Source organism: Exobacillus caeni (assembly GCF_005747095.1).
Taxonomy (GTDB): domain Bacteria; phylum Bacillota; class Bacilli; order Bacillales; family Guptibacillaceae; genus Exobacillus; species Exobacillus caeni.
In genome coordinates, this window is record NZ_SWLG01000052.1 from 1 (window position 1) to 1137 (window position 1137).

The 1137-nt window shown below is 48.5% G+C and carries 6 tRNA genes and 2 rRNA genes; all 8 read right to left on the reverse strand.

What is annotated here, in order from left to right:
• Window positions 1-112 precede the first annotated feature (112 nt).
• Window positions 113-188 (reverse strand) — tRNA-Asp (locus FCL54_RS23665).
• 100 nt (window positions 189-288) lie between these two features.
• A tRNA-Met gene (locus tag FCL54_RS23670) sits at window positions 289-365 on the reverse strand.
• Window positions 366-382: 17 nt separating this feature from the next.
• Window positions 383-458 (reverse strand) — tRNA-Val (locus FCL54_RS23675).
• A gap of 12 nt (window positions 459-470) precedes the next feature.
• Window positions 471-545 (reverse strand) — tRNA-Glu (locus FCL54_RS23680).
• Window positions 546-554: 9 nt separating this feature from the next.
• Window positions 555-646: transfer RNA gene (locus FCL54_RS23685), tRNA-Ser, on the reverse strand.
• Between the two features lies 1 nt (window position 647).
• Window positions 648-722 (reverse strand) — tRNA-Asn (locus FCL54_RS23690).
• 9 nt (window positions 723-731) lie between these two features.
• Window positions 732-848: ribosomal RNA gene (gene rrf, locus FCL54_RS23695) — 5S ribosomal RNA — on the reverse strand.
• Between the two features lie 191 nt (window positions 849-1039).
• Window positions 1040-1137 (reverse strand): 23S ribosomal RNA (locus FCL54_RS23700); the annotation flags it as partial.

Genomic DNA, 1137 nt, shown 5'->3' on the forward strand with positions numbered 1-1137 from the left:
CTAGCTTATGCTATCGAAGCAGGCTGTGTCGGAACAACTCATCGATTAGTCATGATGTAACGTTCGTTGCTCTACAGACTGAGCTATCAAGCCTTAAAAATCAAATTTAGAATGGCGGTCCCGACCGGATTTGAACCGGCGATCTCCTGCGTGACAGGCAGGCATGTTGACCCCTACACCACGGGACCTTATTAATTCTACTAAAAAAGTTAGATTTTTTTTGGTTGCACCAAAGGTACTATGATCAAAATCCAGCTATGAAGTTAATCGACGTAGTTAGATTTTATTTGGTTGCGGGAGCAGGATTTGAACCTGCGACCTTCGGGTTATGAGCCCGACGAGCTACCAGACTGCTCCATCCCGCGATGATAGGATTTTATAATGGTGGAGGATGACGGGCTCGAACCGCCGACCCCCTGCTTGTAAGGCAGATGCTCTCCCAGCTGAGCTAATCCTCCACTATATTTTGTTGGTGACCCGTACGGGATTCGAACCCGTGTTACCGCCGTGAAAGGGCGGTGTCTTAACCACTTGACCAACGGGCCATTTTAGAATGGCGGAGAGCGAGGGATTCGAACCCTCGATACGCTGGTAGGCGTATACACGATTTCCAATCGTGCTCCTTCGGCCACTCGGACAGCTCTCCATGGCTCCACAGGTAGGACTCGAACCTACGACCGATCGGTTAACAGCCGATTGCTCTACCACTGAGCTACTGTGGAATATTTACAGCCCGGCGATGTCCTACTCTTACAGGGGGAGATCCCCCAATTACCATCGGCGCTGAAGAGCTTAACTTCCGTGTTCGGCATGGGAACGGGTGTGGCCTCTTCGCCATCATCACCAGACTATGTACTTGTATGTACTTCTCTGCAATCTCGCTTCGAGGAATCCAACTCGTTAGCATACACTCGTAAGACGCAGATGCAGACATTCCAGGGTTTGTTCCCTGAAAACTAGATAACGCAACATCAACTGTTTCAACCTACAGCGACGCTATTGATTTTAACAAACATCCTTATGAAAGTCAATAATCATTTTGGTTAAGCCCTCGATCGATTAGTATCTGTCAGCTCCATGTGTTGCCACACTTCCACCCCAGACCTATCAACCTCATCATCTTTAAGGGATCTTACC